We start from the raw sequence: 15372 nt of genomic DNA on the forward strand, positions 1-15372 counted from the left end.
AGAGGTCACGGCCACCGAGAGCGGAGAACAATCCAGTGGCAGAGCGCAAGCCGATCGAATCCTGGCTCACCGACATGGACGGGGTCCTCATCCACGAGGGCACGCCGATCCCCGGCGCCGATGCCTTCATCAAGCGGCTGCGCGACTCCGGCAAGCCCTTCCTGGTCCTGACCAACAACTCCATCTACACCCCGCGCGACCTCCAGGCCCGCCTCAGCCGCATGGGACTCGACGTTCCCGTCGAGAACATCTGGACCTCGGCGCTGGCCACCGCGAAGTTCCTCGACGACCAGCGACCGGGCGGCACCGCGTACGTCATCGGCGAAGCCGGACTGACCACCGCCCTGCACGACATCGGGTACGTCCTGACCGACCACGAGCCCGACTACGTGGTCCTCGGCGAGACCCGGACGTACAGCTTCGAGGCGATGACGAAGGCGGTCCGCCTCATCAACGCGGGCGCCCGCTTCATCTGCACCAACCCCGACGAGACCGGCCCGTCCACCGAGGGCCCGTTGCCCGCCACGGGCGCCGTCGCCGCGCTGATCACCAAGGCGACCGGCAAGCAGCCGTACTTCGCCGGCAAGCCCAACCCGCTGATGATGCGGACCGGTCTGAACGCCATCGGAGCGCACTCCGAGAGCAGCGCGATGATCGGCGACCGGATGGACACCGACGTGCTGGCCGGGCTGGAAGCCGGGATGCAGACCTTCCTCGTGCTGACCGGGCTGACCTCCGTCCAGGACACCGAGAAGTTCCCGTACCGACCGACCAAGACCGTGGACTCCATCGCCGACCTGGTCGATCTCGTCTGATCCGAATGGGTCAAGCACGTGCCGCTCCGGATGCGGAGCGGCACGCCGCACGTGAGGCTCCTTGCTGAGGAGGTTCACCATGCGCAGTGCTCTGATCGCTCTCCGCGTCAGCGGGGTGGCCGTCGCTCTGGCGGCGCTCACCGCGGTGTCCGCACCCACCGCCCTCGCCGCGGGTGAGGACAACCGCGGCAGCGTGTCGGTCGATCCGCACCGGGCCGAGCCGGGGGCGCAGGTCAAGCTGCGCGTCCGCGGCTGTGACGGTACGTCGGGGTCCGCCAAGTCTTCGGTCTTCGTGGCGGAGGTCCACCTGTCCTCGGGCCGCGACAGCGAGCGGTCGCTGTGGGGCGACGCGATGATCAGCTCGCACGCCCAGCCGGGCCGGCACGACATCCGGGTGCGGTGTGACGGCCACGACGACCGCGTACGGGGCTCCATCGAGGTCGTCCGCCACCGCGACGACCAGGACCGCGACCGCGACCGTCCGAACCCGCACCAGTCGCCGGTCTGGCCGGTGCACGCGGGCGGCGGCGGCATGGCCGCCGAGCTCGCCCAGACGGCCCGGGTGGCTCAGGCAGCGGGCCAGGGCCAGGGCCAGAACCAGGGCCAGGGCCAGGGCCAGGGCCAGGGCCAGGGCCAGGGCCAGGACCAAGCCCGCGACCAGGCTGCGGCGGCCAAGAAGAGCCACGGGCCCGACGGCCCGGGTCTGCCGCACACCGTGATCGGCGCCGTACTGGCCGCCGCGGCCACTCTGGTCGTCGCGGGACGGGCACTGGCCCTGCGCCGGCGCCGCAGCGGCGAGTGAGGCGCGGGTGACGGGCTCGGGGGAGCCGAGGTCCTCCGGCGGAGGACGGCTGCTGACCCTTGCCGCGTGGTCGGTGCTGGTGCTCGGCCTGTGGTTGTGGGGCCGCGAGATCACCGGGGTTCCGCCGGGCGCGCCGGGCGGAACCGCCGGCGGGCCGGCGATCCCCGTTCCGGGGCTGCCGGCCGCCCACGCCCCGCTCAGTGCGTCCGTGCCCGTGCGGCTCGATGTGCCGTCCATGGGCGTCCAGGCCCCGGTGGTCTCCCGGGGCCTGGACGCCGACGGCGCGATCGAGCCACCACCGTACGACCGCCCCGGCACCGTGGGGTGGTGGGGCGCCGGCGCCAAGCCCGGCGAAGCGGGAACCGCGCTGCTGGTCGGGCATGTGGACACGGCGTCGAAGCCGGCGGTGTTCTACGGCCTGAGTTCGACGCATCCGGGCGCCAAGGTGCGGGTGGTGCGGATGGACGGGTCGGTCGCCGAGTTCACGATCGAGGACGTCCGGGTGTACGAGCGCGCGGGCTTCGACCCGCACCGCGCGTACGGTCCGCGGATCAAGGGCCGGGCCGAGCTGCGCCTGGTGACCTGCGGGGGCACGTACGACAAGGCGGCCAAGGAGTACACGGCGAACGTGGTCGTGTCGGCCTACCTGACGGGCACGGGCAAGGCCGCGGACGAGGCCCCGGACACGGGCCCCGGCGCCGGCGCGGCAGCGTGAGGCGGCACTCGGGCCGGGCGGTACGACGAAGAAGCCCCTCGCAGCTTTCGCTACGAGGGGCTTCCCCTTGTCTGTGCGCCGCCAGGGACTCGAACCCCGGACCCGCTGATTAAGAGTCAGCTGCTCTAACCAACTGAGCTAGCGGCGCTTGCTGACAGGGAAAACTCTACCCCACCTCCAGAGGTGCTCGTGACAAGCCGCGCCCACCTTGTCCGATTAACCCATGTTTAAGAGGTTTATCGTGCACGATATGTCTGGGCCGAGCCGAATCTGATACCCCGCCAGATGCGCGGCCCGCCCGACCAGTGGACGAGCAGGGAAGTGGACGCAACCGCATGACGATGCAGCCTCCGACGCACGTGCAGATGCCTGTACCGATGCCGACGCCCGTTTTCCAGGAGTACGAGCCCGCAGGCGACTGCGGCTGCCTCGGTTGCGTGCAGCGCCGTCGCGCCCTCGCCCGCGCGCGGGCCATACCGCTCCGGGACGGTGGCCACCCCGCCGCCCGCGGGGCCCGCCGGGCTTTGGTGCTGGCCACCGCGGCGGGTGTCGTCCTCGGCGGAGGCGGCTCGGTCGCACTCGCGGCAGCCCCCCCGGGCACCGGGCCGGGGCCGGTCTCCCTGGACGACCCGGGCTCCCCGCAGGGCACCCGCTCTCCGCTGCACGGGCGGCCGGCGCCGGCCAAGCCGGCGGGTGCACCCGGGGCGCCGTCGGCGCTCAAGCGGATCAACCGGGCGACGATCGTCAACCGGGCGAAGCTGTGGCTGGACGCGAAGGTCCCGTACAGCATGTCCGAGTACTGGTCCGACGGGTACCGCCAGGACTGCTCCGGCTTCGTCTCGATGGCGTGGAACCTTGGTACGAACGAGTGGACCGGCAGCCTCGACAAATTCGCCACCAAGATCACCAAGGAGGAGTTGCTGCCGGGGGACATGCTGCTCTTCCACAACCCGGACAACCCCAACAACGGCTCGCACGTCACCCTCTTCGGCGGGTGGGTCGACGAGACGCGCACGCACTACATCGCCTACGAGCAGACGCGCCCGACCACACGGAAGCTGGCCACCCCCTACGGCTACTGGACCAACGCGACGAAGTACGTCCCGTACCGGTTCAACGGGGTGACGGGCGGCATCGTCTCCGAGGGCCCGGGGACCGACCCGAAGCCGGCGCTCCCGACCGCCTACCCCGGCGTCGCGAAGTTCGGCCCGGGCGCGAACAACGAGTACGTCGCCCAACTGGGCGAGATGCTGATCGACCGGGGCGGCCGGCGCTTCTACCCCAAGGGGGCGAGCACGCTGTGGACCGACGCGGACCGGCTGGCCACCCAGGCCTTCCAGAGCGCCCAGGGCTGGACGGGTGCGGACGCCGACGGATTTCCGGGCGCTTACACCTGGCAACTGCTGGTCGAACAACAGGGCAATGACATCCGACCGACCGTGGACGCCGCGCCCGGCCCCGCCGGGGTTCCCGCGCACGGTGCCGGAGGGGTTCCCGCGCCCGGCCGCGCCGGGGTTCCCGCGCACGGTGCCGGAGGGGTTTCCGCGCCCGGCCGCGCCGGGGTTCCCGCGCACGGTGCCGCCGGGGTTCCCGCCTATCCGGGCGCCGCCGCGTTTCGCCCCGGGGCCACCCACCCGTCCATCACCGCCCTTGGCCGCCAGCTGGTGAAGAAGGGCTTCGGCAAGAACTACACGTCCGACCCGGGTCCCCGCTGGAGCGAGGCCGACCGCCGCAACGTCGAGGCCTTCCAGCGCGCCCAGGGCTGGCGCGGCGCCTTGGCCAACGGCTACCCGGGCCCGGAAACCTGGCGCCGGCTGTTCGCATGACGGAGGCAATGATGTTCCCCACGCGCACCACCTCGACCACGGGCACCTTCCGAGTGCCCCCCGCGGCCCCCCTCCCCCCGCGACCGCACGCCGACGCCCCGCAGCCGGCGGCCCCCCACCCCGAGCCCCCGCGGGATTTGCCCCTGGGCGCCGTGACTCCCCACCCCGAGCCCTCGCGGGCCTTGCCCTTGGGCGCCGTGACCCCGCAGGCCGAGCCTCCATATGCCCAGGACCCGCAGGCCCCGGCCCCGCGTGCCGAGGCTCCGCCTGCGCAGGCTGCGCCTCCGCAGGCCCCGGCTCCACGTGCCGAGGCTGGGCCTCCGCAGAGCTGGGCCCGGCCTACCGAGGCTGCGCCTTCGCAGGCCCCGGCCTCGGATGCCGTGGCTCCCGCCTCGTCCCTGCCGGCGCACGCGGAGGTTGCGCAGGCCGACGCTGCGCACGCAGGGGCCCGGCAGGCCCCGGCTCCACGTGTCGAGGCGCCGCAGACCGCGCCTCCGCAGGGCTGGGCCTCGGGAGCGGTGGCTTCCGCCTCGCAGGCCGATGCTGCGCAGGCCGATGCTGCGAATGCCGATGCGCCGCCGGCTGCGCCTTCGCAGGGCTGGGCCCGGCGTGCCAAGGCTGGGTCTGTGCAGGGTTCGGCCTCGGGTGTGGTGGCTTCCGCCTCGGGGGGCCGACCGCCGCACGCCGATGCGCCGGAGGCCTCAGGCCAGCAGGCCCCGGCTCCACGTGTCGAGGCGCCGCCAGCCGCGCCTCCGCAGGGCTCGGCCTCGGGAGCGGTGGCTTCCGCCTCGCAGGCCGATGCTGCGCAGGCCGATGCGCCGCCGGCTGCGCCTTCGCAGGGCTGGGCCCGGCGTGCCAAGGCTGGGCCTGTGCAGGGCTCGGCCTCGGGTGTGGTGGCTTCCGCCTCGGGGGGCCGACCGCCGCACGCCGATGCGCCGGAGGCCTCAGGCCAGCAGGCCCCGGCTCCACGTGTCGAGGTGCCGCCAGCCGCGCCTTCGCGGGGCTGGGCCCGGCGCGCCGAAGCTGGGCCTCCGCAGGCCCCGGCTCCGCGGGCTGCGGCTCCGCGGGGTACGGGGGAGATGCGCTCCGGTTCGCAGCAGGCGTTGAGCGCGGGGGTGGTCCCGCCCGCCGAGCCGCGGCCTCGCGTAGCCCTGGACGCGGCGGAGTGCGAGCGTCCGACCGAGGCCCTGCCGGGGCGGTCCGTCGGGCGGGGCTGGGTCGCGGGTGTCCCGACCAGGCTTCTGGCCGTGCCGTACGAGGTCGCCCTACCGCACGGCCGCCCGGCGGCGGACGCCGGGCGGAGCGGGGTTCCGGCGGCCCGGATCCAGGCCGTGGCCGAGCCGGTGCACGCGCTGGCCGGGGCCGTCTCGTACGGCCAGGAGCCCGATGCGGTGGTCGGCCTACCGGCCCCGGCGCCGCAGGGCCCCGACATCCCGCACCCGGCGCAGGGCGAAGCGGCGCACACGGGCGCGGCCACCCTGCGCCTGCGTGGCTTCGACGGTGCGGGCGGGCCCGCAGCATCCCACGGTCAACTCTGGCCGCCGGCTGTTGCCGACCCCGGCTCCGACCCCGACCCCGACCCCGACCCCGGCTCCGAGCCGGCTACGACCGAGCCGGCAGCGTCCGGCCCCGCGTCCGGCGAAGCCGCGGCGGGCAGCGGCCCGGACGTCCCACAGCCCGAGGGGACCCGGACCGCCGGGGTGCCCGGGCCCCAGGTCGCCGACATCGTCGCGCAGGCCGTGGCCCGCGGGATGGGCAACGGAACGGACGGGGCGCAGGACAGCGCGCAGGACGTGCCCCGCATCGCGCCCGCCCGCGGCGCCGCCGTCACCGAGGTTCCGGTGCACCTGCCGTTCCTCGGGGAGCGCAGCGGAGCCACGCCACCCCCGCCCCATACGCCGGCCAAGTCCTCCGCCGTTCCGCGGCCCCCGGCCCCGCGTTCCGCGCCCGGTCGTCGGGTCCCGCGCGGTGACGACCGGCTCCGCGAGCACCGCGGCCCCGTCCTGCCCGGCTGGGTCGGCGTGGGTGTGGGCGGGCTCGCCCTCGCCGGCTGCCTGGCGGTGCTCTGGCGGGCCGGTGCCGTCCCCGCCGCCTTCGTGGCAGCCTTCGGCGCGACGCCCCGCGCCTATCACGGGCTCCGCGCGACCCACTGGCCCCCGCTCGCCTTCCTGGGCATCGTCGCACTCCTGGCGCTCGGCGGACTGGGCCGGGGCGCGGCCGGCCATGCCTGGGTGCTCACCCTCTTCGGTCGCTACCGCGGCACGGTCCGCCGTACCGGACTCACCTGGGTCAGCCCCCTCCTGCTGCGCAGTCGTGTCGACGTACGCCTGCGGCACTGGCGCAGCGAGCCCATGCCGGCCGTGGACTCCGGCGGGCTGGCCCTGCAGGTCGTCGTCCAGGTGGTGTGGCAGGTGAAGGACACCGCCCGGGCCACCCTGGCCGTCGAGGACCACACCGAGTACCTCGCCGAGCAGGTCGAATCGGCGATGGCCCGGGTCCTGTCCCAGCTGCCCGCCGATGCCTTCCACGAGGACGCCCCGACCCTGCGCGACGTCGAGGCGGTCGGTGACGCGCTGACCCTGATGCTGGCGACCGAGACGGAGGCGGTCGGGATCGAGGTGTACTCGGCGCAGCCGACGAGGATCGAGTACGCCCCCGAGGTCGCCGAGGCGATGCGGCGGCGCCGGGTCGCGGCCATCGACGCCAAGCACCGGGACGCGGTGCTCGGTTCGATCGTGGACGCGGTGGACGACACGGTCCACCGGCTGACCTCGCGCGGGCTCGTCGAGCTCGACGACTACGAGCGCAAGGCGCTCGTGAAGGACCTCACCGTCGCCTTCTACACGGGACGCTCGGAGTAGGGGACCGCGGGGATCGGGAGCAGCGGAGAACGGGTGGCCGGATTCGATCGGACCACCCGTTCTCTCATTGGTCTGGACATGGCCAACTCCCGTCAATAACCTGGTACTTGGTCTAGACCTGAATCCCCACGCGTGCGCACGCTCTCGCCGAACTCCCCCCACGTTCAAGGAGCATCATGCGTCCCATCCGCATGCCCGTCCGCCTCCCCGTCCACCTTCCCGTCCGCCTGGCGCGACGCGTCGGCGCCGCCGCGCTCGGGCTCGGTGTCGTCGCCGGCCTGGCGCTCGTCACCGCCCCCACCGCGAGCAGCCACGGATACACGGACACCCCCATCAGTCGCCAGAAGCTCTGCGCCAACAAGACCGTCTCCGACTGCGGTCCGATCCAGTGGGAGCCGCAGAGCGTCGAGGGCCTCAAGGGGTTCCCGGCAGCCGGTCCGGCCGACGGCCGGATATGTTCCGGTGGGCACAGCGAGTTCGCGCAGCTCGACGACCCGCGCGGCGGCACCTGGCCCGCCACCAAGGTGACCAGCGGACAGAGCTACGGCTTCCGGTGGCAGTTCACCGCCAACCACTCCACCACCGACTTCAAGTACTACGTCACCAGGGACGGCTGGGACCCCACCAAGCCGCTCACCCGTGCCGCCCTCGAATCCCAGCCCTTCCTCACCGTCGCCTACAACGGCGCCCGGCCCGCCATGACCACCGTTCACCAGGGCGCCATGCCGAGCGGCAAGTCCGGCCGGCACATGATCCTGGCCGTCTGGACGATCAACGACACCGGAAACGCCTTCTACGCCTGCTCAGACGTCCAGTTCTAGCGTCCGGGCCCGGTGCCCGGGTCTGACGTCCGGGTTTGATGTCCAGGTCCCGGCGTCCAGCCCCGGCATCCGGGTCCCGGCGTTCAGCCCCGGCGTTCATTTCTGATGGAGCGTCAGCTATCCTCCGGCGGCATGCGGACGACACCCGAAACCGTTGCGGAGCTCATCGCCCGCCAATGGGGCGACCCCCGGCCGGGGCTGAAGTACGGCGGCAGCGCGCACACCACCGTCCTCAGTCACCACCGGACCGCCCAGGAGGCCGCCTCGCGCGCCGCGCTGCTCGTCGACCTCCTGCCGTCGGACGCCGAACCGCACGTCGGGGTGCTGCTCGACAACACCCCCGAGTTCCCGTTCTGGCTCGGCGCGGCGGCCCTGGCCGGGGCCGCCGTCGCCGGGATCAACCCCACCCGGCGCGGCCCCGAGCTGGCGCGCGACATCCTGCACACCGACTGCCGGATCCTGGTCACCGAGCGCGCCCACCTGCCACTGTTGCGCGGGCTCGACCTACCCGGCGTGCGCATCCTGGTGACCGACACCGAGGAGTACGCGGCCCTGCTCGCCCCCTACGCGGCGGTGAAGCCGGGCGAGGCGACGCTGGGCAATCCCGGGCCCGGCTCCCGTCTCCTCCTCTATTTCACCTCGGGTTCCACCGGCGCCCCCAAGGCCGCCATCTGCACCCAGGGCCGGCTGGCCGCCGCCGGGGACTCGCTGGCCAGGCAGTTCTCGGTCGCCCCGGACGACGTCCACTACGTCTGCATGCCGCTCTTCCACGGCAACGCGGTCATCGCCGACTGGCTGCCCGCCCTCGTCGGCGGAGCGGCTGTGGCCCTGCGTCCCCGGTTCTCCGCCTCCGCGTTCCTGGACGACGTCCGCGCGTACGGTGCGACGTACTTCACCTACGTCGGCCGGGCCGTCCAGTACCTGCTGGCCACCGAGCCCCGCCCCGACGACCGCGCCCACACCCTGCGGCTCGGCTTCGGCACCGAAGCGGGGGCGGTGGACGCGGCTCGCTTCACCGAGCGTTTCGGAGTCCGACTGGTGGAGGGATATGGGGCCACCGAGGGCGGCGCCTCCGTCCAGAGAACCGCGGACACCCCGCCGGGCGCGCTGGGCCGGGCGGCCCCCGGGGATGACCTGGCGGTCATCGATCCGGAGACGGGCGCGGAGTGCCCGCCGGCCGCCCTGGACGCGCAGGGTCGTCTGCTGGGCGGTTCCGCGGCGATCGGTGAGCTGGTCAACCGCGGTCGGAGCCTGTTCGAGGGCTACTGGCGAAATCCCGAGGCGGAGGCCGCGCGGACCCGGGACGGCTGGTACTGGACGGGTGACCTCTTCTTCCGTGACGCGGAGGGCTTCCTCTACTTCGCGGGCCGGACGGACGACCGGCTGCGGGTCGACAGCGAGAACCTCGCCGCGGCGGTGATCGAGAACGTCCTGGCCCGCTGGACCCCCGCCGCCGCGGTCGCCGTGTACGCGGTGCCGGACGAGGCGGCGGGCGACCAGGTGATGGCGGCGATCGCCCTCAAGGAGGGGGAACGGTTCTCACCGGAGGCCTTCTCCGCGTTCCTGGCCGCCCAGCCGGACCTGGGCACGAAGATGTCCCCGCGCTACGTCCGGATCGTGCGGTCCATGCCGACCACGGCGACGAACAAGGTCCACCGGTTCGCCCTGCGCCGGGCCGGTTTCCTCCCCCAGTCGCTGCCCGGGTCCGCCGCTGGAGGCGCCTCCCGGGGCGGTGCCGGGGCACACCCCGGCACCGCCCCGGAGCCGGACCCGGTCTGGTGGTCCCCGCCGGGCACCGCCGGCTACCGCCTCCTGGGGCCGGAGGACCTCTCCGCTCTGCTCGCGGCGTACGCCGCCCACGCGCGCACCGAGCTCCTGGAGCGCTGATCCCCGCACCACGGGTATTGGTTTTGAGCACCCCGGAGGACCAGGTAGTATTTTCTCTGTCAGGCGCCGCTAGCTCAGTTGGTTAGAGCAGCTGACTCTTAATCAGCGGGTCCGGGGTTCGAGTCCCTGGCGGCGCACCTGTACTTCGGGCGGTTTCCGGTTCACCGGGAGCCGCCCGAAGTGTTTCCGTGCCTTGTTCCGTACCGAGTTTCCGGAGCGCGACGTCACAGGGTGAGCGACAGCAGCAGGGGTGCGGCCTTGCGGTTCAGCACGTCCGCGGCGGCCCGCAGTCGGTGCGCGTGTTCGACGGGCATCGACAGGGCCAGGCAGCCCACCGCTGCCCCGGCCGTGATCGGTACCGCAGCGCACACCGTGCCCACCGCGTATTCCTGGAGGTCCAGCACCGGAACGGTGGCCGGCTGGCTGTCCAGCTTGGAGAAGAGGATCCGCTCGTTCACGATCGTCTTCGACGTGAGCCGGGCGATCTTGTGCCGCGAGAGGTGATCGCGCCGAGCGTTCTGGTCGAGCTGGGTCAGCAGGCACTTGCCGACCGCGCTGGCGTGCGCCGCGGAGCGGAAGTCGACCCACTCGTGCACCTTCGGAGTGCGCGGACTGTCCGCGAACTGTGTGATCTTCACCTCGCCGTCCACGTACCGGCTGATGTAGACCGCCGCGCCCACCGAGTCCCGGAGCCGGTCCAGGGTTTCCTGCAGCTTGTCTTGGAGCGCCTGCTGCCGGTTCACGCCGGAGCCGAGCAGGACGAGGGAGTCCCCTATCGCGTAGGCGCCGCCCGACACTTCCAGGACGTACCCCTCGCGGCGCAGCATGAGGAGCATCGGGGCGAGATGGACCGCGGGCAGGCCGGTCTCGCGTGCGATTTGTGCGTCGGTCACGCCGCCTTTGTGGCGGGCGATCGCTTCGAGTACGCGCAGGGCGTACTGCACCGAATGGAACGGCGCGGTCGGCTCGGGCTTCAGCGCCACGGTTTCCCCCCAGCAGGTTGTTACCGCTTGCCCTACCACGATAGCCATCAAGAGGCCTACGTGGAGCGCCTGTTGATGAGATTGGTGGCGCAATCACGTCCCTCTGCCTCCTGCTACTCCGCTGGCATATGCCAGGGTCATGTCCCTCGCGCCCGGGCACCGGGAATGCCCGCCGCCCACCGATGGTTCGAGTTCTTCGTACGGACGGCGAACGAGACGGGAGCGACGATGAGTGACACGGGGGAAGCGGGCCGGGGCGCGGGCGCGGACGATCGCGAAGATCCGATCCGCGGCGAAGACCCGATCCGCGGTGAGGTCCGCGGCTTGGCGCCGGTTCCCCTGTCGGTGCTGGACCTGGTCACGGTCGGCAGCGGCAGCACCGCGCGCGACTCCCTGCGCACCAGCGTGGACATCGCCCGGCTCGCCGAGTCCCGCGGCTACCACCGTCACTGGGTCGCCGAGCACCACTCCATGCCCGGGGTGGCCAGCTCCTCCCCGGCCGTGATCCTGGCCCACCTCGCCGCCCACACCTCCCGCATCCGGCTCGGATCGGGCGGGGTCATGCTGCCCAACCACGCCCCGCTCGCCGTTGCCGAGCAGTTCGGCACCCTGGAGGCGCTCGCCCCGGGCCGGATCGACCTCGGCCTCGGCCGCGCGCCGGGCACCGACGGCCGCACGGCCGCGGCCCTGCGCGGTCCCGGGCGCCTCGACGAGGCCGCGGAGGAGTTCCCCCGGCAGCTCGTGGAGCTCACCCGCTTCCTCGACGACGACTTCCCCGACGGCCACCCGTACGCCCGCGTCCACGCGGTGCCCGGCCCGGTGCAGGGCCCGACCGGACGGCCACCGCTGTGGCTGCTCGGGTCCTCCGGGTTCAGCGCCCGCCTCGCCGCCGAGCTCGGCCTGCCGTTCGCGTACGCCCATCACTTCTCGGCGGCCGGCACGCTGCCCGCGCTGGAGCTCTACCGGCAGACCTTCCGTCCCTCCGCCGTCCTGGACGCCCCGTACGCGGTGATCGGGGTCTCGGCGCTCGCCGCCGACACCGCCGAGCAGGCCCGCGCCCAGGTGCTCACGGGGGCGCTGTCGATGCTGCGGCTGCGCAGCGGCCGGCCCGGACTGGTCCCGACCCCGCAGGAGGCGGCGGAGTACGACTTCTCCCCGCTGGAGCGGGAGTTCGTGGACGGCTGGCTCACGAACGTCGTCCACGGCACCTGCGACGAGGTGCGCGCCGGGCTCGACGACCTCGCCCGGCGCACGGGCGCCGACGAATTGATGCTGACCGCCAACGCGCACAGCGGCGCGGCCCGGTTGCGCTCCTACGAGCTCGTCGCAGATGTGTACGGGATGCCGGCGCAGGCGCCGCGAGCCGATTGATCGCATGCGAACGGAGTTCGGCTGGTTTCTTGCCGAAACCTTGCAGCGGGGTGTCCTAAGGCACCCTTAAACCGCTCGTCACCCGGGGTGGCGAGCGGTTCCTGGTATGAGCTCAGGCCTCTGACGAGGGGATTTACCCGGCGAGTGGTCTAGTCCTTCTTTGGTCCAAACCATTGACTCGGACCTCGGGTGATCGCTATCACTTCTCCCACCCGACCTCTTGCTTCCCCCTCCCACCCCCCGGAGGCAGTTCATGCACATCCGTAAACCCCTCATCGCGGCCGCCGCCACGGCCGCGCTGGCCGCCGGGGCGCTGGCCGGCTTCGCCGGGCTCGGCACCGCACAGGCCGCCGGCGCCACCGCCGAGGCGACCGGCGGCGGCAACGTGAAGATCGCGTACTACGACCAGTGGAGCGTGTACGGGAACGCCTTCTACCCCAAGCACCTCGACACCCGCGGCATAGCGGGCAAGCTGGACGTCATCAACTACTCGTTCGGCAACATCCACCCCACGAACCTCACCTGCTTCGAGGCGAACAAGGCGGCGGGTGACGACAACAACCCCAGCGCCGGTGACGGGGCGGGCGACTCATACGCCGACTACCAGAAGTCCTTCAGTGCGGCGGACAGCGTCAGTGGCGTCGCGGACAAGTGGGACCAGCCGATCGTCGGAGTCTTCAACCAGTTCAAGCAGCTGAAGGCGAAGTACCCCAACCTCAAGATCAACATCTCGATCGGCGGCTGGACGTACTCGAAGTACTTCCACGACGCGGCGCTCACCGACGCGAGCCGGAAGAAGTTCGTCTCCTCCTGCATCGACCAGTACATCAAGGGCAACCTGCCCGTCGACGGCGGTTACGGCGGCCCCGGCGCCGCGGCCGGGATCTTCGACGGCATCGACATCGACTGGGAGTACCCCGGCTCCAGTGGCGGCCACCTCGGCAACCACTACGGCCCCGAGGACAAGCAGAACTTCACGCTCCTGCTCAAGGAGTTCCGTGAGCAGCTCGACGCGTACGGCACGGCCAACGGCGGCAAGAAGTACCTGCTGACCGCCGCCCTCCCGGCCGGCCAGGACAAGATCAAGTACATCGAGACGGACAAGATCGGTTCGTACCTCGACTACGCGAACATCATGACGTACGACATGCACGGCGCCTGGGACGGCGACGGCCCGACCTACCACCAGTCCCCGCTCCAGCCCTCGGCGGCCGACCCGACCGACCCGATCGCGCCGGGCACCGAGAAGTACAGCATCAAGAACGCCATCGACTCCTGGCTCGACGGGAACGCGGCCTACGGCATCGCGGGCGGCTTCCCCGCGGGCAAGCTGACGCTGGGCTACGAGTTCTACTACCGCGGCTGGAAGGGCGTTCCGGCGGGCACCACCAACGGCCTCGCCCAGACCGCGACCGGCCCCTCCGCGGCTCGGCCCACCAGCCAGCAGGCCGGCATCGCCAACTACAAGGAACTCGGCGGGATCGTCGACAACCCGGCGACCACCTTCTGGGACGACCAGGCCAAGGCCTCGTACTTCTACAAGGACGGGGAGTTCTTCACCGGCCTGAACCAGCGGTCCGTCCAGGCCCGTGTCGACTACGGCAAGCAGCGCGGCCTGGCCGGCGCGATGATGTACTCCCTGCTCGGCCTGGACGACAACACCACGCTGCTGAACCAGATCTCGGACGCCCTGGGCGGAACCACGCAGCCCCCGGTCACTCCGACCGCCACGCCCACCTCGACCCCGACGGCCACGCCGACGGCGACTCCGACCACCACGGCCACGCCCACCTCGGGCTGCACGGCGCCGGCGTACGTCGCGGGGACCGTCTACACCGGTGGCAACGAGGTCTCGCACAAGGGCCACAAGTGGAAGGCCCAGTGGTGGACGCAGAACGAGGAGCCCGGAACGACCGGTGAATGGGGTGTCTGGAAGGACCTCGGCGCCTGCTGATCTCCCCCCACCCCGCGCCGAGCGACACCCCGCCCCGCACCCGCATCCCGGGTGCGGGGCGGAGGTGTGTCACATGGTTGCGAGATTCCCGAACTCGGTGCGTGGCGATACCGCTACGCTCGGCCACAGGCTGAATCCGACCCGCGTTTCCATGGGGGTGACCTTCTTGGTCCAGGCCCGCGACCTCGACCCCAGCGCTTCACCGCTGGACTACTACGGCTACGAACTGCGTCGACTGAGAGAGGAAGCCGGCCTGAAGCAGACGCAGTTGGGCGACATCATCTACTGCACGGGCTCCCTGATCGGACAGGTGGAGAACACGAAGCGGGTGCCGACCCGGGACTTCTCGGAACGCGTGGACGCGGCGCTCGGCACGGACGGGCACTTCTCCCGGCTGGTGGGGCTGGTCCTGCGGAGCGTCTTGCCGACGTGGTTCCAGGCATACGCGGAGATGGAGGCCCGAGCGGCGTACATCTCCACGTTCCAGTGCCAGTTGGTGTACGGGCTCCTCCAGACGGAGGCCTATGCGCGTGCGGTACTAGGCGTCGAGAACCCCGACACCCTCGACGCTGCCGTGGCAGCCCGCATGGATCGACAGCGCATACTCGCCCGCGAGAATCCGCCGGTTCTGTGGGTGGTACTGGACGAGGCTGCCCTTCACCGGGAGATCGGAGGTCGCGAGGTCATGCGCAACCAACTGGCCCACCTGTTGAGTCTCCAAGGCCAGCAGTGGCTGGAGATCCAGGTGCTGCCATTCAAGGCCGGCCAGCACGCCGGAATGATGGGCTCGTTCACCGTGCTGCGCTTCGACGATGACCCGGACATCCACTATAGCGAGAGCTATGACTCCGGCCACATGACCGCCAATCCGCAAGTGATCAAAGAACGTTCGGTCGGCTACGCTCGACTGCAAGCCGAGGCCCTCTCCCCCCGGGCGTCGGCAGAGCTGATCGCTCGCGTAATGGAGGAACGCTATGGGAAGCATCCAGAACCTGACGGGCGCGCTGTGGCGTAAGTCGTCCTACAGCGGCTCCAACGGCGGCGAGTGTGTCGAGTGCGCCCCCCTCGGCACGGCCGCCTGGCGCAAGGCCTCGTACAGCGGCAACACGGGCGGCGAGTGCGTCGAGGTGGCCGCGCAGCCCTGCCGGGTCGCCGTGCGGGACTCCAAGCGGCCCGACGGACCCCTGTTCACCGTCGGCCCGGAGGCCTTCAGCGCCTTCGTCCGCAGCATCTGACCGTACGGCCGAGCGGCAGCCCCCTCGGCGGGCCCGCGGCTCTCGGAGGCGCTCGACAGGTAGTCGTCGGCGGGCGGCTCGCCGGTCAGCAGTGCCCGCGCC

12 protein-coding genes and 2 tRNA genes are annotated in these 15372 nt (G+C 72.0%); 12 read left to right on the plus strand and 2 right to left on the minus strand.

Annotated features, from left to right (window positions below):
* The first annotated feature begins 35 nt into the window (after positions 1-35).
* The 3 genes from ABZZ20_RS17440 to ABZZ20_RS17450 all read left to right on the plus strand — a co-directional run bounded on the left by ABZZ20_RS17440 (position 36) and on the right by ABZZ20_RS17450 (position 2332).
* Positions 36-815, plus strand: a complete 780-nt coding sequence (locus tag ABZZ20_RS17440; RefSeq protein WP_356870288.1) for an HAD-IIA family hydrolase — start codon at positions 36-38, stop codon at positions 813-815.
* Positions 816-894: 79 nt separating this feature from the next.
* On the plus strand, positions 895-1617 hold the full coding sequence (locus ABZZ20_RS17445; RefSeq protein ID WP_356870290.1) for a hypothetical protein: 723 nt from the start codon (positions 895-897) through the stop codon (positions 1615-1617).
* 7 nt (positions 1618-1624) lie between these two features.
* Positions 1625-2332 (plus strand): class F sortase, encoded by a 708-nt coding sequence (locus tag ABZZ20_RS17450; protein WP_356870292.1) that lies wholly within the window; start codon positions 1625-1627, stop codon positions 2330-2332.
* Between the two features lie 74 nt (positions 2333-2406).
* Here the strand turns inward: ABZZ20_RS17450 and ABZZ20_RS17455 are convergent.
* Positions 2407-2480: transfer RNA gene (locus ABZZ20_RS17455), tRNA-Lys, on the minus strand.
* A 229-nt stretch (positions 2481-2709) separates the two neighbouring features.
* Between ABZZ20_RS17455 and ABZZ20_RS17460 the strand changes: the two genes are divergently transcribed.
* The 5 genes from ABZZ20_RS17460 to ABZZ20_RS17480 all read left to right on the plus strand — a co-directional run bounded on the left by ABZZ20_RS17460 (position 2710) and on the right by ABZZ20_RS17480 (position 9864).
* Positions 2710-4158 carry a peptidoglycan-binding protein gene (locus ABZZ20_RS17460; protein WP_356870294.1) on the plus strand — a complete coding sequence of 483 codons (1449 nt, stop codon included), beginning with the start codon at positions 2710-2712 and terminating at the stop codon, positions 4156-4158.
* 1079 nt (positions 4159-5237) lie between these two features.
* Complete coding sequence (locus ABZZ20_RS17465; protein ID WP_356870296.1) at positions 5238-7019, plus strand: SPFH domain-containing protein; 1782 nt, start codon at positions 5238-5240, stop codon at positions 7017-7019.
* Positions 7020-7246: 227 nt separating this feature from the next.
* Positions 7247-7840: a lytic polysaccharide monooxygenase gene (locus tag ABZZ20_RS17470; protein WP_356870480.1), complete on the plus strand. Its 594-nt coding sequence runs from the start codon at positions 7247-7249 to the stop codon at positions 7838-7840.
* Between the two features lie 132 nt (positions 7841-7972).
* Positions 7973-9727, plus strand: a complete 1755-nt coding sequence (locus ABZZ20_RS17475; protein ID WP_356870298.1) for an AMP-binding protein — start codon at positions 7973-7975, stop codon at positions 9725-9727.
* Positions 9728-9790: 63 nt separating this feature from the next.
* Positions 9791-9864, plus strand: a tRNA-Lys gene (locus tag ABZZ20_RS17480).
* 87 nt (positions 9865-9951) lie between these two features.
* Here the strand turns inward: ABZZ20_RS17480 and ABZZ20_RS17485 are convergent.
* Positions 9952-10710 carry an IclR family transcriptional regulator C-terminal domain-containing protein gene (locus ABZZ20_RS17485; RefSeq protein ID WP_356870300.1) on the minus strand — a complete coding sequence of 253 codons (759 nt, stop codon included), beginning with the start codon at positions 10708-10710 and terminating at the stop codon, positions 9952-9954.
* Between the two features lie 228 nt (positions 10711-10938).
* Here ABZZ20_RS17485 and ABZZ20_RS17490 point away from each other — a divergent pair, with 228 nt between their 5' ends.
* From ABZZ20_RS17490 to ABZZ20_RS17505, 4 genes are all read left to right on the plus strand, one after another.
* Positions 10939-12081 carry an LLM class flavin-dependent oxidoreductase gene (locus ABZZ20_RS17490; protein WP_356870302.1) on the plus strand — a complete coding sequence of 381 codons (1143 nt, stop codon included), beginning with the start codon at positions 10939-10941 and terminating at the stop codon, positions 12079-12081.
* A 253-nt stretch (positions 12082-12334) separates the two neighbouring features.
* Complete coding sequence (locus ABZZ20_RS17495; protein ID WP_356870304.1) at positions 12335-14035, plus strand: glycosyl hydrolase family 18 protein; 1701 nt, start codon at positions 12335-12337, stop codon at positions 14033-14035.
* Positions 14036-14186: 151 nt separating this feature from the next.
* Positions 14187-15050 (plus strand): helix-turn-helix transcriptional regulator, encoded by an 864-nt coding sequence (locus tag ABZZ20_RS17500; RefSeq protein ID WP_356870482.1) that lies wholly within the window; start codon positions 14187-14189, stop codon positions 15048-15050.
* Positions 15010-15270, plus strand: coding sequence for a DUF397 domain-containing protein (locus tag ABZZ20_RS17505; RefSeq protein ID WP_356870306.1), 261 nt, complete (start codon positions 15010-15012; stop codon positions 15268-15270). The genes ABZZ20_RS17500 and ABZZ20_RS17505 overlap by 41 nt, the downstream gene beginning before the upstream one ends.
* Positions 15271-15372 lie beyond the last annotated feature (102 nt).

It is taken from the genome of Streptomyces sp. NPDC006430, assembly GCF_040612395.1.
Lineage (GTDB): Bacteria > Actinomycetota > Actinomycetes > Streptomycetales > Streptomycetaceae > Streptomyces.